This window comes from Streptomyces sp. NBC_00090 (assembly GCF_045160815.1).
Lineage (GTDB): Bacteria > Actinomycetota > Actinomycetes > Streptomycetales > Streptomycetaceae > Streptomyces.
Genome location: NZ_CP108224.1, coordinates 3,462,248 through 3,482,803, shown reverse-complemented (window position 1 = coordinate 3,482,803; position 20,556 = coordinate 3,462,248). Strand labels below are relative to the sequence as shown.

The 20,556-nt window shown below is 70.7% G+C and carries 18 protein-coding genes; 17 read left to right on the top strand and 1 reads right to left on the bottom strand.

Annotated elements, in window-relative coordinates:
• Positions 1-109 precede the first annotated feature (109 nt).
• Complete coding sequence (locus OG361_RS15300; RefSeq protein WP_017237029.1) at positions 110-391, top strand: HU family DNA-binding protein; 282 nt, start codon at positions 110-112, stop codon at positions 389-391.
• A gap of 231 nt (positions 392-622) precedes the next feature.
• On the opposite strand, the gene murA is transcribed toward OG361_RS15300, so the two are convergent.
• Positions 623-1,963, bottom strand: coding sequence for a UDP-N-acetylglucosamine 1-carboxyvinyltransferase (gene murA / locus OG361_RS15295; RefSeq protein ID WP_384564002.1), 1,341 nt, complete (start codon positions 1,961-1,963; stop codon positions 623-625).
• Between the two features lie 320 nt (positions 1,964-2,283).
• Here murA and OG361_RS15290 point away from each other — a divergent pair, with 320 nt between their 5' ends.
• From OG361_RS15290 to OG361_RS15215, 16 genes are all read left to right on the top strand, one after another.
• A complete protein-coding gene (locus tag OG361_RS15290) occupies positions 2,284-2,844 on the top strand; it encodes a YqgE/AlgH family protein (RefSeq protein ID WP_056558191.1) in 561 nt (186 codons plus the stop codon).
• 30 nt (positions 2,845-2,874) lie between these two features.
• On the top strand, positions 2,875-3,162 hold the full coding sequence (locus tag OG361_RS15285; RefSeq protein ID WP_024761666.1) for a DUF3039 domain-containing protein: 288 nt from the start codon (positions 2,875-2,877) through the stop codon (positions 3,160-3,162).
• A 240-nt stretch (positions 3,163-3,402) separates the two neighbouring features.
• Complete coding sequence (locus OG361_RS15280; RefSeq protein ID WP_405853887.1) at positions 3,403-4,707, top strand: extracellular solute-binding protein; 1,305 nt, start codon at positions 3,403-3,405, stop codon at positions 4,705-4,707.
• 5 nt (positions 4,708-4,712) lie between these two features.
• Positions 4,713-5,675, top strand: coding sequence for a carbohydrate ABC transporter permease (locus OG361_RS15275; RefSeq protein WP_405853885.1), 963 nt, complete (start codon positions 4,713-4,715; stop codon positions 5,673-5,675).
• Positions 5,672-6,511, top strand: coding sequence for a carbohydrate ABC transporter permease (locus OG361_RS15270; RefSeq protein ID WP_405853883.1), 840 nt, complete (start codon positions 5,672-5,674; stop codon positions 6,509-6,511). The genes OG361_RS15275 and OG361_RS15270 overlap by 4 nt, the downstream gene beginning before the upstream one ends.
• A 4-nt stretch (positions 6,512-6,515) precedes the next feature.
• A complete protein-coding gene (locus OG361_RS15265; RefSeq protein WP_405853881.1) occupies positions 6,516-8,165 on the top strand; it encodes a beta-N-acetylhexosaminidase in 1,650 nt (549 codons plus the stop codon).
• A gap of 225 nt (positions 8,166-8,390) precedes the next feature.
• Positions 8,391-9,266 carry an FAD binding domain-containing protein gene (locus OG361_RS15260; RefSeq protein WP_405853879.1) on the top strand — a complete coding sequence of 292 codons (876 nt, stop codon included), beginning with the start codon at positions 8,391-8,393 and terminating at the stop codon, positions 9,264-9,266.
• Positions 9,263-10,681 (top strand): 2Fe-2S iron-sulfur cluster-binding protein, encoded by a 1,419-nt coding sequence (locus OG361_RS15255; protein WP_405853877.1) that lies wholly within the window; start codon positions 9,263-9,265, stop codon positions 10,679-10,681. Before OG361_RS15260 ends, OG361_RS15255 begins: the two co-directional genes overlap by 4 nt.
• Positions 10,678-13,005: a xanthine dehydrogenase family protein molybdopterin-binding subunit gene (locus tag OG361_RS15250; RefSeq protein ID WP_405853875.1), complete on the top strand. Its 2,328-nt coding sequence runs from the start codon at positions 10,678-10,680 to the stop codon at positions 13,003-13,005. The genes OG361_RS15255 and OG361_RS15250 overlap by 4 nt, the downstream gene beginning before the upstream one ends.
• 126 nt (positions 13,006-13,131) lie before the next feature.
• The gene (locus OG361_RS15245) at positions 13,132-13,569 is read left to right on the top strand and encodes a hypothetical protein (protein ID WP_405853873.1); all 438 of its coding nucleotides are present in this window, start codon (positions 13,132-13,134) and stop codon (positions 13,567-13,569) included.
• Between the two features lie 116 nt (positions 13,570-13,685).
• Positions 13,686-15,134, top strand: a complete 1,449-nt coding sequence (locus tag OG361_RS15240; protein ID WP_405853871.1) for a hypothetical protein — start codon at positions 13,686-13,688, stop codon at positions 15,132-15,134.
• A 17-nt stretch (positions 15,135-15,151) separates the two neighbouring features.
• Positions 15,152-16,384, top strand: coding sequence for a type VII secretion-associated serine protease mycosin (mycP, locus tag OG361_RS15235; RefSeq protein WP_405853869.1), 1,233 nt, complete (start codon positions 15,152-15,154; stop codon positions 16,382-16,384).
• A 49-nt stretch (positions 16,385-16,433) separates the two neighbouring features.
• Entirely contained in the window at positions 16,434-16,850 is a 417-nt protein-coding gene (locus OG361_RS15230; protein ID WP_405853867.1) for a hypothetical protein, read from the top strand.
• 59 nt (positions 16,851-16,909) lie between these two features.
• A complete protein-coding gene (locus tag OG361_RS15225; RefSeq protein WP_405853865.1) occupies positions 16,910-19,231 on the top strand; it encodes a hypothetical protein in 2,322 nt (773 codons plus the stop codon).
• 142 nt (positions 19,232-19,373) lie between these two features.
• Positions 19,374-19,892, top strand: coding sequence for a hypothetical protein (locus tag OG361_RS15220; RefSeq protein ID WP_405853863.1), 519 nt, complete (start codon positions 19,374-19,376; stop codon positions 19,890-19,892).
• Positions 19,893-19,908: 16 nt separating this feature from the next.
• Entirely contained in the window at positions 19,909-20,556 is a 648-nt protein-coding gene (locus tag OG361_RS15215) for a hypothetical protein (RefSeq protein WP_405853861.1), read from the top strand.

Sequence of the window (20,556 nt, the reverse complement as noted above, 5' to 3'; positions counted from 1 at the left end):
GTCCGGGGACTGTCCGAAGGCCCTGGCAGCATCGGCTTCGCTGTACCCAATCACGCGGCTTCCGCCGCGTGGCACGCCTCACAGGCAAGAAGAACACGGGAGTAACAACATGAACCGCAGTGAGCTGGTGGCCGCCCTGGCCGACCGCGCCGAGGTGACCCGCAAGGACGCCGACGCCGTGCTGGCCGCTCTCGCCGAGACCGTCGGTGAGGTCGTCGCCAAGGGCGACGAGAAGGTCACCATCCCCGGCTTCCTGACCTTCGAGCGCACCCACCGTGCCGCTCGCACCGCTCGTAACCCGCAGACCGGCGACCCGATCAACATCCCGGCCGGCTACAGCGTGAAGGTCTCCGCGGGCTCGAAGCTCAAGGAAGCCGCCAAGGGCAAGTAAGGCAGCCTGTAGGCGCAGAAAGGGCGGCCACCCTGTCTCAGGGGGTGGCCGCCCTTTCGTTCGCCCGCCAGAAGGCGCTGTACGCGCGCTGCGCGCGCTGTGCGCGTCACGTACGCGCTCTGCAGGCGTCACGTACGCACTGAGGGGCCCCGCGGATGCGAGGCCCCTCAGTGCACACCACGCGCCGGTGGTGCCCGCCGGACGGGCACCACGCGCGCGTACGGACAGGCCCTAGACGAGCGCGCCGCCCGGGAGCTCGACCTTGGCGCCGAGCTCGACCAGCTTCTCCATGAAGTTCTCGTAGCCGCGGTTGATCAGCTCGATGCCGTGGACCCGGGACGTGCCCTGGGCCGCCAGGGCCGCGATCAGGTACGAGAAACCGCCGCGCAGGTCGGGGATGACCAGATCGGCGCCCTGGAGCTTCGTCGGGCCGCTCACGACCGCCGAGTGCAGGAAGTTGCGCTGGCCGAAGCGGCAGTCCGAGCCGCCCAGGCACTCGGGGTACAGCTGGATGTGCGCGCCCATCTGGTTCAGCGCGGAGGTGAAGCCGAGCCGCGACTCGTACACCGTCTCGTGGACGATGGAGAGGCCGGAGGCCTGCGTCAGGGCCACGACCAGCGGCTGCTGCCAGTCCGTCTGGAAGCCGGGGTGCACGTCCGTCTCCAGGGCGATCGCGTTGAGCGAGCCGCCCGGGTGCCAGAAGCGGATGCCCTCGTCGTCGATCTCGAAGGCGCCACCCACCTTCCGGTACGTGTTGAGGAAGGTCATCATCGAGCGCTGCTGGGCGCCGCGCACGTAGATGTTGCCCTCGGTGGCCAGCGCCGCCGACGCCCAGGAGGCCGCCTCCAGGCGGTCCGGGAGCGCCCGGTGGGTGTAGCCGTCGAGGCGGTCGACACCGGTGATCCGGATGGTCCGGTCGGTGTCCATGGAGATGATCGCGCCCATCTTCTGCAGTACGCAGATGAGGTCCTCGATCTCGGGCTCCACGGCCGCGTTCGACAGCTCGGTGACGCCCTCGGCGAGCACCGCCGTGAGCAGCACCTGCTCGGTCGAGCCGACCGACGGGTACGGGAGGCGGATCTTGCAACCGCGAAGACGCTGGGGGGCCTCCAGGTACTGACCGTCGTCCCGCTTCTCGATCGTGGCGCCGAACTGGCGGAGCACGTCGAAGTGGAAGTCGATCGGCCGGCCGCCGATGTCGCAGCCGCCGAGGCCCGGGATGAAGGCGTGGCCGAGGCGGTGCAGCAGCGGGCCGCAGAAGAGGATCGGGATGCGGGACGAGCCGGCGTGCGCGTCGATGTCGGCGACGTTCGCGGACTCCACGTGCGTCGGGTCGAGGACGAGCTCGCCGGGCTCCTCGCCCGGACGGACCGTCACCCCGTGCAGCTGGAGCAGTCCGCGGACCACGCGGACGTCACGGATGTCGGGCACATTGCGCAGTCGGCTGGGACCGCTGCCGAGCAGGGCGGCGACCATCGCCTTGGGCACGAGGTTCTTCGCGCCGCGGACGCGGATCTCGCCCTCCAGCGGGGTTCCGCCGTGGACAAGCAGGACATCGTCTGTGCCGGTCATGAATCTCGCGTTCCGGTCGGGTCGGTCGGGTGGCCAGAGAAAAGGGTAAGGGGCCATGAGACCCCGATCGGGTGTGTCGGGGGGTCTGTCAGATGTAATGAATTCGGCACAACACCCTCTGTTCCCGTGATCTTGCGGAGCGTTACCGTCCGCTTGCCCTCGGCCCGCCCCGGCCCGGAGATCGGCCGCCGCGGCGCCCGCCCCTTCTGAACTGCGACTGGACCGCGACCGGGCCGCGACCGTACCGCGACGGTCGACGACTTCCCCGCATCCCGCCCGACAACCCCCGCGAACGACGAAGATGCGGGATCATGTGTCGCATGACCGAGGTGTCCTCGCTCACAGGACGGCTTCTCGTGGCCACCCCCGCGCTGGCGGACCCGAATTTCGACCGCGCGGTGGTTCTGCTGCTCGACCACGACGACGAGGGCTCGCTCGGCGTGGTCCTCAACCGGCCGACGCCGGTGACCGTCGGCGACATCCTCGCGCCCTGGGCCGGACTCGCCGGCGAGCCCGGCGTCGTCTTCCAGGGCGGGCCCGTCTCGCTCGACGCGGCGCTCGGCGTCGCCGTGATCCCCGGCGACGAGGGCCCCCTCGGCTGGCGGAGGGTGTACGGAGCGATCGGCCTCGTCGACCTGGAGACCCCGCCCGAGCTGCTCGGACCGGCCCTCGGCTCCCTGCGGATCTTCGCCGGGTACGCGGGCTGGGGCCCCGGCCAGCTGGAGACCGAGCTCGGCGACGGCGCCTGGTACGTGGTCGAGTCGGAGCCCGGCGACGTCTCCTCGCCGCGCCCGGAGACGCTCTGGCGCCAGGTGCTGCGCCGCCAGCGCGGCGAGCTCGCGATGATCGCGACGTACCCCGACGACCCGTCCCTCAACTGAGCCCCACGGCTTTCAGTACCCTTGGCGGTTATGAGCACTCTCGAGCCCGAGCGCGGGGCAGGTACGGGAACCCTCGTGGAGCCGACTCCGCAGGTGTCCCACGGTGACGGCGACCACGAGCGCTACGCCCACTACGTCCAGAAGGACAAGATCATGGCGAGCGCCCTCGACGGGACTCCCGTCGTGGCGCTGTGCGGAAAGGTCTGGGTACCGGGGCGCGACCCCAAGAAGTACCCGGTCTGTCCGATGTGCAAGGAGATCTACGAGTCCATGGGCGCCGGCGGTGGCGACAAGGACAAGGGCGGCAAGGACAAGTAGCAGGGTCCTGACGTCGGGGACGGCCCCCGTCGTGCGTGCTTCGGCACGTGCGACGGGGGCCGTTCCGCGTTTCCCGGCCGCTTCGCCGTTGCACAGGGTGCTTTCGCCGGTCACGGAGTGGTTGAGGTGGTCGAGACCTCTTGTCGGCCCACCGGAAGCGCGCCTAACCTCACGCGTGTTGTGCAGAACGAAACGCTCATTGCGCATGTTGCAACGCACGCATCCGGAGGGGATCCGCCCATGAAGCTTCCTGCCCGCCTCGCCGCCCCGGCCGCCGTACTCCTGCTCGCGGGCCTCACCGCCACGGCCTGCGCGCCCCAGACATCGGACGGCAAGGCCGCGGCGGACGAGAAGAGCGGCACCCTGCGCGTCTGGCTGTTCCAGGAGGTGAGCAACAAGCCCAAGGAGCAGGTCGTCGACCAGGCCGTCGCCGCCTTCGAGGAGCGGAACCAGGGCGCGAAGGTCGAGATCGAGTACATCCCCGTCGAGACCCGCGCCCAGCGCGTCAAGGCCGCCTTCAACGACCCCAAGTCCGCGCCCGACCTCATCGAGTACGGCAACACCGACACCGCCGGATACGTCAAGGACGGCGGACTCGCCGACATCAGCGCCGAGTTCGCGGCCTGGGACGAGGCCAAGGACACCGACCCGACGGCGAAGCAGTCCGTCACCGTCGGCGGCAAGGTCTACGGCGCCCCGCTCTTCGTCGGCCTCCGCGCCCTCTACTACCGCACCGACGTCTTCAAGGAACTCGGCCTCACCGCCCCCAAGAGCCAGGCCGAACTCGTCACCACCGCGAAGAAGATCCGCAAGGCGAAGCCCGACCTGTACGGCATCGCCGTCGGCGGCGCCTACACCTACGGCGCCATGCCCTTCGTCTGGGCGGCAGGTGGCGAACTCGCCACCGAGGACAACGGCTCCTACAAAGCAGCGGTCAACAGCGAGGCCGCCCTCAAGGGCATCGCCACGTACACCTCGCTCTTCGGCGACGACAACTGCCCGGCCGCCAAGTGCGCCCAGATGGGCGGCAACGCGACCGTCACCGCCTTCGCCTCCGGCAAGGCCGCCATGGCCATCGGCGGCGACTTCAGCCACGCGGCCGTCGAGGCCGGCACCGTCAAGGGCAAGTACGCGGTCGTCCCGCTGCCCGGCACGGCCCCCGGCTCGATCGCCCCGGCCTTCGCCGGCGGCAACAACATCGGCGTCCTCAAGAGCACCTCGCACCGCACCCTCGCCGTCGACCTGCTGAAGTCCCTCACCGGCAAGGAGACCCAGGGCAAGCTCTTCGACGCGATGGGCTTCCTCCCCACCTACACCGACGTGCGGGCCGCCGCCGCACAGCGCCAGCCCTTCGTGAAGCCCTTCATCGACACCCTCGACGCCGGCACCAAGTTCGTCCCCGCGTCCCCCGGCTGGGGCCAGATCGACTCCTCCCTCGTCCTGCCGACGATGTTCCAGGAGGTCGTGAGCGGCCGTAAGGACGTCAAGGCGGCGGCCGACGACGCCGCGAAGAAGATGGACGCGGCCTTCGCGCCCGCGAGCTGAGACGCATGACGACCCAGCTCACCGAGAAGCGGACCGGCACGACCGCGCGCCCGGCCCCCCGGGGCCGCGCGCGGACCCCCCGCACCGCCCGGCGCACCAGCGCCTGGACCCCCTGGCTGTACCTCCTGCCCGCCCTCGCCGTCCTCGGCGGACTCCTCGTCTACCCCGTCTACCAACTCGGGCTCATCTCCTTCCTGGAGTACACCCAGGCCCAGGTCAGCGGCGGCGAACCCACGTCCTTCAAGGGGTTCGGCAACTACACGACCCTCTTCGGGGACCCCCAGTTCTGGCAGGTCCTCCTCGCCACCGTCCTCTTCGCCGCCGCCTGCGTCGTCACCACGCTCGCCGTCGGCTGCGCCCTCGCGGTCCTCCTGACCCGGGTCCGGGCCCTGCCCCGGTTCCTCCTGATGGTGGCCGCGCTCGGCGCCTGGGCCACGCCCGCCGTCACCGGCTCCACCGTCTGGGTCTTCCTCTTCGACCCCGACTTCGGCCCGGTGAACCGGCTCCTCGGCCTGGGCGACTTCTCCTGGACGTACGGGCGGTACAGCGCCTTCGCCCTGGTCCTCCTCGAAGTGGTCTGGTGCTCGTTCCCGTTCGTGATGGTCACCGTCTACGCGGGCATCAAGGCCATCCCGTCCGAGGTCCTGGAGGCCGCCGCCCTCGACGGCGCCTCGCAGTGGCGGATCTGGCGCTCGGTCATGGCCCCGATGCTCCGGCCGATCCTGGTCGTCGTCACCATCCAGTCGATCATCTGGGACTTCAAGCTCTTCACCCAGATCTACGTGATGACCAACGGCGGCGGCATCGCCGGCCAGAACCTCGTCCTCAACGTGTACGCGTACCAGAAGGCCTTCGCCTCGTCCCAGTACAGCCTGGGCTCGGCGATCGGCGTCGTCATGCTGCTGATCCTGCTGGCCGTGACCCTGGTCTACCTGCGGCTCCTGCGACGCCAGGGAGAAGAACTGTGAGCCCCTTCCGCATCCGGCGTCCCGGGCGGCTCGCGGCGGAGGCGGTCACGCTCCTCGTCGCCGCGGCCGTCGCCTTCCCCCTGTACTGGATGGTCCTCTCGGCGCTCAAGCCGGCGGGCGAGATCCAGTCGACCGACCCCCGGCCGTGGACCCTCTCCCCGTCCCTCGACTCCTTCCGGCGCGTCTTCGAGCAGCAGGACTTCGGCCGCTACTTCCTCAACTCGCTGATCGTGGCCGGTACGGTCGTCCTCGCCTCCGCGCTCATCGCCTTCCTCGCGGCGACGGCGGTCACCCGGTTCCGCTTCCGGTTCCGGACCACGCTCCTCATCATGTTCCTCGTCGCCCAGATGGTGCCGGTCGAGGCGCTCACCATCCCGCTCTTCTTCCTCATGCGGGACTTCGGCCAGCTCAACACCCTCGGCTCGCTGATCCTGCCGCACATCGCCTTCTCGCTCCCCTTCGCGATCTGGATGCTGCGGGGCTTCGTCAAGGCGGTCCCGGAGGCCCTGGAGGAACAGGCCCAGATCGACGGGGCGAGCCGCACCCGGTTCCTGTGGCAGATCCTCTTCCCGCTGGTCTTCCCCGGCCTCGTGGCGACCAGCGTCTTCTCCTTCATCTCGACCTGGAACGACTTCCTCTTCGCGAAGTCGTTCATCATCAGCGACACCTCGCAGTCGACCCTGCCGATGGCGCTGCTCGTCTTCTTCAAGCCCGACGAGAACGACTGGGGAGGCATCATGGCGGGCTCGACCGTGATGACCGTCCCGGTGCTCGTCTTCTTCGTACTCGTACAGCGCCGCCTGGTCTCGGGGCTCGGCGGCGCGGTGAAGGACTGACGCGATGACAGACACGGATCTGATCCCCGCACCCCTGTCGGCCGAGTGCCGTGGGAGCGCCCCCGGGTACGCCTCGCTCGACGAGCGGACGACGCTCGACGCCGGCGCGGGCACCGAGAGCACCGCCCGCTGGCTGCGGGCCACCCTGGGCGCCGCCACCGGACTGCCGTTCGCCGACGGCACCGGACCACACGCCGTCCGGCTGCGGATCAGCGAGGACGTGGCACGGGAGCACGGCCCGGAGGGCTACCGCCTCTCCACCGACGGATCGGTCGCCGCCGACGCGGCCGTCGTCATCGAGGGCGGCGGCCCCGCCGGGGTGTTCTGGGGCGCCCAGACCCTCCGGCAGCTGCTCGGCCCCGACGCGTACCGCAGGGCGCCCGTGACGGGCGGGGACCGGGGCCTCCCCCTCGTCACCGTCGAGGACAGCCCCCGCTTCGGCTGGCGCGGGCTCCTCCTCGACGTCTCCCGGCACTTCCTGCCCAAGGCCGACGTCCTGCGCCAACTCGACCTCCTCGCCGCCCACAAGCTCAACGTCTTCCACTTCCACCTCACCGACGACCAGGGCTGGCGCATCGAGATCAAGCGCCACCCCCGGCTCACCGAGGTCGGCTCCTGGCGGGCCCGCACCAAGTGGGGACACCGGGCCTCGCCGCTCTGGACCGAGGCCCCGCACGGCGGCTTCTACACCCAGGACGACATCCGCGAGATCGTCGCGTACGCCGCCGAGCGGCACATCACCGTCGTCCCCGAGATCGACCTCCCCGGCCACGCGCAGGCCGCGATCGCCGCGTACCCCGAACTCGGCAACACCGACGTCGTCGACACCACCACCCTCACCGTCTGGGACACCTGGGGCGTCAACCCGAACGTCCTCGCCCCCACCGAGGCCGTCCTGCGCTTCTACGAGGGCGTCTTCGAGGAGGTCCTCGACCTCTTCCCGTCCACCTTCGTCCACGTCGGCGGCGACGAGTGCCCCAAGGACCAGTGGAAGGCCTCCCCGACCGCCCAGGCCCGCATCCAGGAGCTCGGGCTCGCCGACGAGGACGAGCTCCAGTCCTGGTTCATCCGCCACTTCGACGGCTGGCTCGCCGTGCGGGGACGCCGACTGATCGGCTGGGACGAGATCCTGGAGGGCGGCCTCGCGGAGGGCGCGGCCGTGTCGTCCTGGCGCGGGTACGCGGGCGGGATCACCGCCGCCGAGGCCGGCCACGACGTCGTCATGTGCCCCGAGCAGCAGGTGTACCTGGACCACCGTCAGGCGCCGGGCGAGGACGAGCCGATGCCCATCGGGTACGTCCGCACCCTGGAGGACGTCTACCGCTTCGAGCCCGTCCCGCCGGGGCTCTCGCCGGAGGCCGCCGCCCACATCCTGGGAACCCAGGCCAACGTCTGGACGGAGGTCATGGAGAACCGGGCCCGCGTCGACTACCAGGTCTTCCCGCGCCTCGCCGCCTTCGCCGAGGTCGCGTGGTCCGCCCTGCCCGCCCCGGACGCCCGCGACTACGCCGGCTTCGAACGTCGGATGGACACCCACTACCGGCGCCTCGACGCCCTCGGCGTCGACTACCGGCCGCCCACCGGACCCCACCCCCGGCAGCGGCGCCCGGGAGTGGTCGGACGACCTCTGGAGGGGACGCCCCCGATCGTGTGAGGGACGTCGCGTCCCCGGGTCACCCAAGAGCGGCGAACCGGAAGTTACCGTCGCTCCCGGGACGTCCCGGACGGAACAGTCCTTCGCGGACCCTCGCGCCGGACGGCTCGGAAGATGTGCCAGAGTTGCCACGTCCGGCCTGTGAGCACGTACGGTACGCCCACACACAGGCGTGACCACCGGGCACAGTCGGGGACCACCGGGACACCGGGAAGGGGCAGCGGGTTGACCACGCACGCACCACAGACGGCGCAGTCCGTGACGCTGCCCGCCTCGCTGGACGAGGCCGTGGCGGCGCTCACCGCCATGCCGGCCGCCGTGCCCGTCGCGGGCGGCACCGACCTGATGGCCGCCGTCAACAGAGGTCAGCTCCGCCCCGCCGGACTCGTCGGCCTGAGCCGCATCAACGAGATCCGCGGCTGGCAGTACCAGGACGGGCACGCCCTCCTCGGCGCGGGCCTCACCCACGCCCGGATGGGCCGCCCCGACTTCGCCGCCCTCATCCCGGCCCTCGCCGCAGCCGCCCGCGCCGCGGGACCGCCCCAGATCCGCAACGCGGGCACCCTCGGCGGCAACGTGGTCACCGCCGCGCCCACCGGCGACTCGCTGCCCGTGCTGGCCGCCCTGGAGGCCGACCTCGTCGTCCTGGGCCCGCTCGGCAGCCGCGAGATCCCCGTCTCCCACCTGCTCGCGGGCCGCGACCTGCTGGCCCCCGGCGAGCTCGTCGCCTTCGTCCGCGTACCGCTGCTCCACGCCCCCCAGGTCTTCGTCAAGGCCACCGGCCGCACCGGCCCGGCCCGCGCCACCGCCTCCGTCGCCGTCGTCCTCGACCCGGCCCGGCGCGGGGTGCGCTGCGCGGTCGGCGCGGTCGCCCCGATGCCGCTGCGCCCGCTGGAGGCGGAGCGCTGGATCGCCTCGCTGGTGGACTGGGACAACGACCGGGGACTGGCTCCGGAGGCGCTCGCGGCGTTCGGCGAGTACGTCGCCGCCGCCTGCATCCCGGACCCGCCCGGCGACGAACAGCTGCCGCCGGCCGTACTGCACCTGCGGCGCACGGTCGCCGCACTCGCCCGACGGGCACTGGGGAGGGCACTGGCATGAGCAGCGACGAACAGCACGGGAACCCGGGCGGCTGGGAGCCGATCCCGCAGAGCGAGGGGTACGACGGGGACGCCACCGCCTTCGTCCAGCTGCCGCCGGACTTCATGCTGGACGGCGTGCCCCTGGAGGCGCCCGGCCACGGCTACGTACCGCCGATGATCACCCCGCTCCAGCCGCTCACCCCGGCGGCGGCGACGGACCCGGCGTCGACGGGCGCGTGGAACGTGCACCTGCCGACGGAGGCGGAGCACGGCCAGCACGCCCAGCACGTTCAGCACTTCGATCAGGTTGATCAGGTCGAGCGGGTCGAGCAGGTCGAGCACTTCGGCCAGGTCGAGCACTTCGCCCAGGGCCAGGGCACCGAGTACTTCGATCAGGGCGAGTACGTCCAGCACGTCGAGCAGCACGTCGAGGGGTTCGGACAGGACCCGCACGCGACGGCGGAGTGGAACTTCACGGGCTCGGCGGGCGCGGCGGGCTCCACGGGCCAGTGGGAGATCCCGGTCGCGCCGGAGACGGCCGTGCCTGAGGCGGTCGAGCCCCCGCTCCCGCCCTCGTACGCCGAGGCCCCGGCGACCCTGCCGGGCGGCGCGCCCGCGCCCTGGGCGCTGCCGGAGGAGCCGGCCGCCGAGGAGCCGGCCGCGGAGGCCGAAGCCGGCGAGTCCGGCGACGCGTCCGACGCGAGCCCGGACGCCGGTCCCGAGGAGGCTCCGGCGAACGTCACCGAGGACGCCACGGAGGACGTCACCGAGGGCGTCACCGCGGGGGCCCCGGACGAGGAGCCCGGCGCCGCGCTCGACGCGACCCCCGCGCCCGCCGCCTACGCCTCCACGGACAGCGACGAGCACCCCCACACCTCGTACACCCTGCGGGTCAACGGCACCGACCGTCCCGTCACCGGCTCCTGGATCGGCGAGTCCCTGCTCTACGTGCTGCGCGAGCGGCTCGGCCTGGCCGGGGCCAAGGACGGCTGCTCCCAGGGCGAGTGCGGCGCGTGCAACGTGCAGGTCGACGGCCGGCTCGTCGCCTCCTGCCTGGTGCCGGCGGCGACCGCCGCCGGTTCCGAGGTGCGGACGGTCGAGGGCCTCGCCACCGACGGCGAGCCGTCCGACGTGCAGCGGGCGATGTCCAAGTGCGGCACCGTCCAGTGCGGCTTCTGCATCCCGGGCATGTGCATGACTGTGCACGACCTCCTGGAGGGCAACCACGCCCCCACCGAGTTGGAGGCCCGCCAGGCCCTCGCCGGCAACCTGTGCCGCTGCTCCGGCTACCGGGGCGTCCTCGACGCCGTACGGGACGTCGTCGCCGAGCGCGAGGCCAGCGCCGCCGCCACCGCGCCGATCTCGCCCGAGGCCGCCGACGAGGCCCGCGTACCGCACCAGATTCCCCACCCGCACGACGGAGGCATGGCGTGAGCAGCGACGCGACCACCGCGGTGCCCACGGCTCCGGACACCCCCGGAACCCCCGGGACCGGGCAGGAGCCGGCCGCGCACGGCCTCGGCACCTCGCTCCCGCAGGCCGAGGCCAGGGCGAAGACCGAGGGCACCTTCCCGTACGCCGCCGACCTGTGGGCCGAGGGCCTGCTCTGGGCCGCGATCCTGCGCTCCCCGCACCCGCACGCCCGGATCGTCTCCGTCGACACGACGGCCGCCGCCGCGATGCCGGGGGTACGTGCCGTGGTGACGGCCGCCGACGTACCGGGAGCGGCGACGTACGGCCGCCGGGTCGCCGACCGGCCCGTCTTCGCCTCCGACCTGGTCCGGCACCACGGCGAGGCCCTCGCGGCCGTCGCCGCCGACCACCCCGACACGGCCCGGCTCGCCGCGGCCGCGATCAGCGTCGAGTACGAGGTCCTCGACCCGGTGACCGACCCCGAGAAGGCCTTCGCCGCCGAGGCGCTGCACCCCGACGGCAACCTGATCCGGCACATCCCGCTGCGCTTCGGCGACCCCGAGGCGGCGGGCGAGGTCATCGTCGAGGGGCTGTACCGGATCGGCCGCCAGGACCCGGCACCGATCGGCGCCGAGGCCGGCCTCGCCGTGCCCCGCCCCGACGGCGGCGTCGAGCTGTACACCGCCTCGACCGACCCGCACACCGACCGCGACCTGGCCGCCGCCTGCTTCGGCCTCCAGCCCGAGCAGGTCAAGGTGGTCGTCACCGGCGTCCCCGGCGCCACCGGAGACCGGGAGGACCCGGGCTTCCAGATCCCGCTGGGCCTGCTCGCGCTCCGAACCGGCTGCCCCGTCAAGCTCACCGCTACGCGCGAGGAATCCTTCCTCGGCCACGCCCACCGACACCCCACCCTGCTGCGCTACCGCCACCACGCGGACGCGGAGGGACGCCTGGTGAAGGTGGAGGCGCAGATCCTGCTCGACGCGGGCGCGTACGCCGACTCCTCGTCCGAGTCCCTCGCGGCGGCCGTGGCCTTCGCCTGCGGCCCGTACGTCGTCCCCCACGCCTTCGTGGAGGGCTGGGCGGTCCGCACCAACAACCCGCCGTCCGGGCACGTGCGCGGCGAGGGCGCGATGCAGGTCTGCGCCGCGTACGAGGCGCAGATGGACAAGCTGGCGGCCAAACTGGGCGTGGACCCGGCCGAGTTGCGCATGCGGAACGTGATGGCCACCGGCGACATCCTGCCGACCGGCCAGACCGTGACCTGCCCGGCCCCCGTGGCCGAACTCCTCTCCGCCGTACGCGACTTCCCGCTCCCCCCGCTCCCCAAGGACACCCCGGAGGGCGACTGGCTGCTGCCCGGCGGCCCCGAGGGCGCGGGCGAACCCGGCGCGGTGCGAAGGGGCGTGGGCTACGCCCTCGGCATGGTGCACATGCTGGGCGCGGAGGGCACGGACGAGGTCTCGACGGCGACCGTACGGGTCATGGACGGGGTGGCCACGGTCATCTGCTCGGCCGTGGACACCGGCTCGGGCTTCTCGACGCTCGCCCGCCAGATCGTCCAGGAGACCCTCGGTATCGACGAGGTCCACGTCGCCCCCGTCGACACCGACCAGCCACCCGCCGGCGCGTCCGCCCACGGCCGCCACACCTGGGTCTCGGGCGGGGCGGTGGAGCGCGCGGCCAAGATGGTCCGTACGCAGCTGCTCCAGCCGCTGGCCCACAAGTTCGGCATGTCGACCGAGCTGCTCCAGATCACCGACGGCAAGATCACCTCCTACGACGGTGTGCTGTCGACGACGGTCACCGAGGCGATGGACGGCAAGGAGCTCTGGGCCACCGCCCAGTGCCGCCCCCACCCCACCGAGCCCCTCGACGAGGACGGCCAGGGCGACGCCTTCGTCGGCCTCGCCTTCTGCGCGATCCGCGCGGTGGTGGACGTCGACATCGAACTCGGCGCGGTGCGCGTCGTGGAGATGGCCGTCGCCCAGGACGTCGGCCGCATCCTCAACCCGGCCCAGCTCGCCACCCGCATCGAGGCGGGCGTCACCCAGGGCGTCGGCGCGGCCCTCACGGAGAACCTCCGCACCGCCCGCGGCCTGGTCCGGCACCCCGACTTCACGGGCTACGCACTTCCGACATCCCTGGATGCCCCGGACATTCGCATCGTGAAACTCGTCGAAGAACGCGATGTCGTGGCCCCGTTCGGAGCGAAGGCGGCGAGCGCGATCCCGGTCGTCACCTCACCCGCCGCAGTGGCCTCAGCGGTGCGCGCGGCGACCGGACGACCCGTCAACAGGCTCCCGATCCGCCCGCAGGCGGCTGTTGTCGTGCCCAATTCGTAACCATGTGATGTCCGTTGCTTGTGCAACCGGGAGGTGCGCACTGTCGTCGTTCCTGACTACAGTGGACTTCTAGACTTGGTACGAGTAGCACGGTTGTTCACACGGGGGAGGCACGGAATGCGGGCGATGAGCGCGGAAGCAGTGCGCTACAACTCCGAATCCATGTCGGAGTTCAAGACGAGCATCGACGGCCTGATCGAGATGCTCACCTCCTCGGAGGCCGGCAAGGGCAAGGTGGAGTCGGAGCCGGTGTCGCGAGGCCAGTTCGGCGGCGGCGGTCCGGCCTGGGGCGAGGCGCACGGCGTCTACGACTCGTACAACACCGTCATCAAGCAGCTGAAGGATCTCTCCAGCCTGTTGCAGGACTGCCTGGAGGGCCTCGGCATCGCGGTCGTCGCCTCCAAGGACGGCTTCGAGCAGATGGACGATGACGTCAAGCAGAAGATGATCGGCATCCACCAGCGGACCGAGGACGCCAAGGCGAAGGCAGACAAGGAAGCGGGCCGCGGAGCGCCGGCGAGCGAAGGCGGCCAGACCACCGAAAGTGGCGGCAACTTCCAGTAGGCGGGTGCGGACGGAATGTCGGGGACACGGGGAAGAGGCGAAGAATGATTCCTGCAGAGGGCGGCGGACGCGGCGGCGGAACGGACTTCCGCTCAAGCTCAATGACCCACCAAAAGATGCTGGATTGGCTGGACGAAGCCGCGGAGTACCCGGTCAGGAACGCCGCCGATCGCTTGAAGGCGGCGGGCGCGGAGTTGGATCGCATCGCCGACCAGCTGAAGAACCGGACCGGTCGGGTGGACTGGAAGGGCGAGGCGGAGAAGGCGTTCACGGAGTGGGCCGCGGACGTGGTGAGCTCGACGCGCTCACTCGGTGACTACAGCACCAAAGCCGGCGACCACATGGCCAAGTCCGCTCAGGCCATCGCCGCCGCGAAGAGCGCCATGCCTCGCTACACCTCCAACGAGGCGGCCAAGGCCAGCCTGGAAGCCGCCCAGAAGTACCGCAACGACCCCGACTCGGCGACCATCTCGCGCAACGCCCAGAAGTCGGTGACCGCCAGCACGGAGCTGGCGGCCATCAAGGCCAAGGAGGAGGCGAACAGGCAGGCCGCGGCGGACGAGATGGAGAAGCTCTCCAGTACGTACTACTGGGAGGGCCGTTACATGACGGACCTCGTGCCGCCGACGTTCCCGCCGCCGCCGGGTGACTTCGTACCGGCCGCGAGCCACCGCGGCGGAGAGATCACGTACGTCGACCCCTCGTCGAAGGGGCAGAGGTCCTCCGCGCAGACCGAGACGGGCACGCACACCGGGGAGTTGCGGCCGGACACTCGGACGACGCCTGACACCCGGACCACGCCCGACGACACCACGGTCCCGCCGAGGGGCGACACGACCGAGCCGACGCACGTGATCAAGCCCGAGGTCCGGCCCGAGACGCCCGTGGACCTGGGCATCGACAGCGTGGACACGCTGCCGCACCCGACCACCACCGGTCCTGGGCCGACGTCGCCGGGCACGCCGCCGCCGATCACGAAGGACGGCGGTATGCCTCCGTTCGTGACCACGGGCATGCCCCCCTTCCCCGCGAAGGGTGGCCCGGGCCCCGTGGGTCCCACCGGTCCCGTCACCGGAGGCACCAGCAACCAGCGCGGTCCCGTGACCGGCGGCCAGCGCGCAGGTCTCCACGTTCCCCGCGAGGGCATCAGCGGCGGACGCCAGGTCCAGAGCACGCAGGGGCGTCCCGCGACCGGCCTTCCGCGCAGCACCGCCATCGGTACGGAGCAGGGCGGGCGTAACGGCACGGGCATGGGCCGTGGCATGGGCGGCGGCATGGGCGGTTCCATGGGCGGCGGCATGGGCGCCGGCCAGAACGGCATCAGCGGCGGTCGCCGCCTCGCCGGTGAGACCGGCGGGGTCGTCGGCGGCAAGGCACAGCGCCCCGGCACTGCCGCGGGCGGCGCGCGTCCCTTCACGCCCGGCGGCTCCGGCCTCGTGCGCGGAGGCACCACGCAGGCCGGCGAGCAGCGCGAGGAGCAGAACAGAGAGCGTCCCGACTACCTGGTCGAGGACGAGGAGACCTGGCAGCAGGGCCGCCGCGTGGCGCCGCCCGTCATCGACTGATCAGCGCGAGGAAGCAGATGTCTACCAGCAGTATTCGTCGGAGCCGTGCCCGAGCGGCCGCCTCGGCCGCCTTGGGGATGCTGCTGGTGGGCATCGCCACCGTCCCCGCCCACGCGGAGGGCACGCGGGGGCAGCAGTGGCAGCTGGATGCCTTCGGCGCCGAGGAGATCTGGCAGCTCAGCAAGGGCGAGGGGGTCACCGTCGCCGTCATCGACTCCGGAGTGGACAAGAGCAACCCGGACCTTAGGGGCCAGGTCCTCGAGGGCAAGGACTTTGCCCCGGACGACCCGGGTGACCAGTACACCGACCAAGACAGCCACGGCACCCACATGGCGGGCCTCATCGCGGGAACCGGTCGACGCGACGGCGGCGACGGGGCGTTCGGACTTGCCCCTGCCGTGAAGATCCTTCCGGTCCGACTGCCGGGCGACGCCGGCAAGAACCAGACGGGGGGCGCTGCGGAGTTCAACCGGGTCGCGCCCGGCGCGATCCGTTTCGCGGTCGACTCCGGAGCCAAGGTCATCAACATCTCGATGGGTGTGAACACGGGCTCGCCCGAGCTCACGGACGCCGTGAAGTACGCCCTGGACAAGGGGGCCCTGGTCTTCGCGGCTGTCGGCAACAGCGGTGACAAGGGCAATAAGCGGGAGTACCCCGCGGCGACTCCCGGTGTCGTCGGCGTGGGTGCCGTCGACAACAAGGGGACGCGCGCCCCCTTTTCCCAGCACGGTCCCCAGGTCGACATCGTGGCACCCGGCAAGGACACCGTGGCGGCCTGCGGCGGCGGTACCGGGGTCTGCAAGTCCAGCGGTACCAGTAACGCCACCGCCCTCGCCTCCGCCGCCGCCGCGCTCATCTGGGCGGAGCACCCCGACTGGACCAATAACCAGGTCCTGAAGGTCATGCTCAACACCATCTCCAAGCCCGTGGGCGGCCAGCGCAGCGACTTCCTCGGGTACGGCGCCATCCGGCCGCTCCGGGCGCTGAAGACGCCGGGTGACCCCGGTCCGGCCGACGTCCGGCCCATCGACGACCTCAGCGAGAACGTGATGCCGTCCGCGTCCTCGTCCGCCTCGGCGGACCCGGCTCCGGCGGAGTCCTCCGTCGCTCCCGCCCCCGCCCCGGCTCCCGTCGCCTCCTCCGACGACGACGGCGGCAACACCGGCCTCTGGATCGGGCTCGGGATCGGTGCGGCCGTGCTGATCGGCGCCGGGGTCGCCGTACCCGTACTCCGTTCGCGGCGGAGCTGAGTCCGTCCGTCTCCGCCGCTGAACATCCGTGACTCACATGGAGAAGTAGATGTCGTTCGACGAGGAGTGGGGCCAAGTCCGCAGCGAGGCAGCGGCGATGAGGCTCAACAGCGTGCCCGCCGAGGGTGGCGGTGGTGGCGGTCCCAGCGACTACAAGGTGACGTCCGCCGACCTCAAGGCCATCGGCAACGAGGCCCAGGAGCTCTTCCACTGGTTCGAGCGGGACGCCTTCCACGCGGGAGCTCAGACCGGCACCGCGGCCAAGAGCCTCGACGGCGACGGCTTCCTGACCGGGTCGGCGATGTGGACCATGTGGGACACGTGGCGCGACCAGTGCGAGACGCTCCTCAGCGCCTGCGCGCACATCCACAACCACCTTGAGGACACGGTCACCAGCCACGCCAACCACGAAGAAACGCTGATCACGAACTTCTCCATGTCCACGATCGACGCACACTTCAAGTAAGCCGGCGGCACGGAACGGCACAGCACGCCACGGCAACGGCTGACGAGGGACGACGTTAGATGCTGAAGTTCGACCAGGTTCTCCACGCCCAGCTCGGCAGCCTCAAGGAGGCTGTCACGGGCTGGTCGGAGGCGGTTTCCAAGCTGGAGAAGTCCAAGGAGAAGGCCGACACCGGCCTCCAGGGCAAGGCCGAGAAGGCTGACTGGAAGGGCGAGAACGCCGGGGTGACCCAGGCGTTCGTCCGGAAGACCGCCAAGGAGTTCGGCGACGCCCTCACCGAGGCGACCAGCATCCGCAACATCCTGCGGGACGCGGAGAGCGAGTTCCAGGCCGCGAAGAGCGAGCTGGAGAGGCTGGTCGCGGAGGCCCCTGGCAAGGGAATGCGTATCGACCAGCAGGGCACCGTCAGCCATCTGATCCGCCCCGACAGCCGGTCCAAGGACTACGACGGACCCAAGCCCGAGGTGGCCGATTTCGAGGCCATGTCCGCGGCGATCAAGGCCGCGATCGACCGGGCGAACAACGCCGACGACGTGGCATCCCGCGCCCTCCGCGGACTCGTCGGCACGGACAAGAACAACTTCTCCGGCACGAAGTACGACTCGCTCGCCGCCGCCTCGAAGGCGCAGGATGCCGAGGACGCGCACGCCGCCTACGAGCTGTACAAGAAGGGCGACGAGGCCACCCCGGCGGAGATCGACAAGCTCAACGCCCTCTTCAAGGCCAACCAGAAGGATCCGTACTTCGCCGAGAAGTTCGCCCTGGAGGTCGGGCCGAAGGGCAGCATGGAGTACTGGGCCGACATGGGCGACCCGAGCGACGGCTCGCGCCTCGGTGTCGACCACCGGGACAAGCTGAAGGATCTCCAGACGAACTGGAGTATGACGCTCGCCACCGCGACCCACTCCACGAGCCCCGAGATGGAGCAGTGGAAGGCCGACGTCATCAAGGCCGGCAGCGAGCCCATCCAGACGCGCGGCACCAGCCCGTACGGCTTCCAGGTCATGAGCAACCTGATGCGGGCCGGCGACTACGACGACAAGTTCCTGAAGGACTACGGCAACGCCCTCGTCGTCACCGAGCGGAAGATGACGCACGACGGCCGACTGCCCGCCGACCGGGCCTGGCAGCAGATGACCGGCATGCCGTCCCACCTGAACTGGCAGGGTGGCGACCTGGGCAACGACCCCATGATCGGTTTCATGGAGGGGCTCGGACACAACCCCAAGGCGTCGACGGACTTCTTCAACGGCAGCATCGACCTCACGCCCGAGAACTCCAAGGACGACAAGAAGCTCGACCCGTTCGATTACTTCACCAAGGACCGCGGGTGGCCCGAGGAGCTCAACGACAAGGGTGACAGGACCAAGGAGCCCGGCTACAACGCGCTCGGCCACGCCCTGGAGTCCGCGACCACCGGCCATCCGTACGACGCCGAGGCCGAGGGCCTCAAGGACGTGCGGACCAAGGAGAACGCGGAGGTCATGCAGAAGGTCGTCGAGCGGTACGGCGACGACCCCAAGTACATGCACGAGCAGCCGGGCATCGACGACAGCCTCGGCAAGATGGGCGCGGCGTACATCGACGAGCTGAACCGCTCTCTGGAGACGACCAGCGACACGACGATGGAGGAGCAGGAGCGGTCGCCCTTCGGCTTCAACGACGCCAAGGGCAATTCCCGGTTTGGCGAGGAGTTCAACACCGGGCTGCTCTGGAACCGCGGCGACGCCGTCAACTTCATGGGAATCGTGTCGCAGAGCGAGAGCGGGCACTCCACGCTGTCGGCGGCCGAGTCGCTATACACGACGAGCGTCCTGGAGGAGGTGGGACCCAAGCCTGGATTCAACTTCAACGAGCGGGAGCTCACCGACGCGCGGACGACCTTGCGGATCGGGTCGGAGGCGCAGGGAATTATGGACGGCTCCCGCATGGCGCAGATCGATGCGGACTACGAGAAGGACTCCGACGAGCACAAGAAGGCCGTCGCTAAAACGACCGAATGGGTCAAGTTCGGTGTGGGCGCGGTAGCCGCAGGCGGTGTCGTGGCCCTGACCGGTGGCGCCGGTGGCGTACTCGTACCGCTGGCAGCCGAGACGGTGGGCGGTGCCGTGACGACCTTCATCGGCATGGAAGCCACCGACATGTCGGAGAAGTACGAGAAGGACGAGCTGCTCAAGAAGAAGTCGGACGCACTGAAGGAGGAAGCGCTGGATACTGGAAAGTCGAACTCGCTCAGGCCCGGTGTCGCCTACGCGTCGGACACGCGGTGGAGTTTCGACGAGCGTAACTACCTCAACGAGAATCTGGTCGAACACATCAAGAACGGACGCCTGCACGCCGCGGACAATAACCTCCCTGACCCGTACGAGAAGAAGGGCTGACATGCGGTCTGCGCTGGCAAGAATCGGTGCGGCCGTGGCTGTGACCGCTCTCCTTACGAGCTGTTCTGGAGGCGACGGGGAAGCTGCGAAGGAACCAGAGGGACTGACGGCGGCCGAGGCATGCGGAGGATTCGCCAAGGATGTGGCGACCACGGCGGCGCTCAAAGCCGTCCTGGGCGGCGACCGTTTCGAGGACAACTACTCGAAGCCGGACAGGGCCATCGACAGGCTGCGTGACGACGCGGCCTCGCCGTGGGCCGAGTCCTACCGGCCGCAGCCGGTGACGTACTGCGGCCTCCGACCCGCAGAGGGCGGCCAGAAGGACCTCAAGATCGAGGTGGGCGCAGTGGGGAAGGGGCCGTTCCTGGGTCCGATGCTCGCTGAGCAGGTGACCTCCTACGCCTCAGGAATTGAGGCCTTCACCTCCTCAACCCTTGGCCATGTCTACTTCTCCTGCCGCCTCAAGGCACCCGCCCACGAGATCGTCGTCGAGACGACCATCTGGGGCCCGGCGGGCGCCCCGGACACGGATCTGGAGCAGCGGACCCGGCTGATCACCCTCGCCAACGCGGCTGCCCGGCAGGTCTCCGCGAAGCTGGGCTGCGAGAAGGACGGGCTCGCGACGGGTGTGCCGTCGCCCACCGCGCATCCGAAGTTCTGAGAAGGCTGCTCATTCCATGGGATCCACCAGCCACAAGCTCGTGCTGCCGGCCGCCGTTCTCGTGATGGCGTTGGTCGGCTGCACTCCGGGGTTCGGCAGCACGACCCCCAAGGGCCAGCCGGCTTCGGAGGTCTGCGGCGGATTCGCCGTGGATCCCGTAGTGGCCACCGCGCTGGAGGCCATCGCGGGCAAGGGCGCGTCGCTGACGAGTGACGGGTCCGAGCCGGACAGGGTCCTCACCGACCTGCGGAAGGCGGCCCGGACGCCGCAGAGCGGCAAGAAACGGCTGCAGGGCATTCCGTTCTGCAAGCTGGAGACGGCCGTGGACGAGAAGAACGTCCTGGACATCACCTTCCGGGAGGCCCTCGCCGTCCCGACGGGCGATGCCGTGAAGGAATTCGCGACGTTCTACTCCACCGGCCGACAGGCCACGTCCGCCATCCTCCACGCCTCCATCTACTTCACCTGCCGGATGCCCGCGCCCGCCCACGAGATCGTCCTCGTGACCGAGTTGGACCGGGCCGACGAGAACGAGGCCGATCACCCGGGGATCAGGGACGAGCAGATCACCCTCGCCAACGCGGCGGCCCGGCACGTGGCCGCCGCGTTGGGGTGTGCCGACACCCGGCTGGTCGCGGGCGTGCCGGCGAAGGCGCAGTCGTAG

What these genes read in the sequence shown, in the direction of transcription:
- OG361_RS15300 (WP_017237029.1), top strand. Translation starts at nt 110, where the DNA reads ATGAACCGCAGTGAGCTGGTGGCCGCCCTGGCCGACCGCGCCGAGGTG.
- murA (WP_384564002.1), bottom strand. Translation starts at nt 1,963, where the DNA reads ATGACCGGCACAGACGATGTCCTGCTTGTCCACGGCGGAACCCCGCTG.
- OG361_RS15290 (WP_056558191.1), top strand. Translation starts at nt 2,284, where the DNA reads ATGACCGAGGTGTCCTCGCTCACAGGACGGCTTCTCGTGGCCACCCCC.
- OG361_RS15285 (WP_024761666.1), top strand. Translation starts at nt 2,875, where the DNA reads ATGAGCACTCTCGAGCCCGAGCGCGGGGCAGGTACGGGAACCCTCGTG.
- OG361_RS15280 (WP_405853887.1), top strand. Translation starts at nt 3,403, where the DNA reads ATGAAGCTTCCTGCCCGCCTCGCCGCCCCGGCCGCCGTACTCCTGCTC.
- OG361_RS15275 (WP_405853885.1), top strand. Translation starts at nt 4,713, where the DNA reads ATGACGACCCAGCTCACCGAGAAGCGGACCGGCACGACCGCGCGCCCG.
- OG361_RS15265 (WP_405853881.1), top strand. Translation starts at nt 6,516, where the DNA reads ATGACAGACACGGATCTGATCCCCGCACCCCTGTCGGCCGAGTGCCGT.
- OG361_RS15255 (WP_405853877.1), top strand. Translation starts at nt 9,263, where the DNA reads ATGAGCAGCGACGAACAGCACGGGAACCCGGGCGGCTGGGAGCCGATC.
- OG361_RS15245 (WP_405853873.1), top strand. Translation starts at nt 13,132, where the DNA reads ATGAGCGCGGAAGCAGTGCGCTACAACTCCGAATCCATGTCGGAGTTC.
- OG361_RS15240 (WP_405853871.1), top strand. Translation starts at nt 13,686, where the DNA reads ATGCTGGATTGGCTGGACGAAGCCGCGGAGTACCCGGTCAGGAACGCC.
- mycP (WP_405853869.1), top strand. Translation starts at nt 15,152, where the DNA reads ATGTCTACCAGCAGTATTCGTCGGAGCCGTGCCCGAGCGGCCGCCTCG.
- OG361_RS15230 (WP_405853867.1), top strand. Translation starts at nt 16,434, where the DNA reads ATGTCGTTCGACGAGGAGTGGGGCCAAGTCCGCAGCGAGGCAGCGGCG.
- OG361_RS15225 (WP_405853865.1), top strand. Translation starts at nt 16,910, where the DNA reads ATGCTGAAGTTCGACCAGGTTCTCCACGCCCAGCTCGGCAGCCTCAAG.
- OG361_RS15215 (WP_405853861.1), top strand. Translation starts at nt 19,909, where the DNA reads ATGGGATCCACCAGCCACAAGCTCGTGCTGCCGGCCGCCGTTCTCGTG.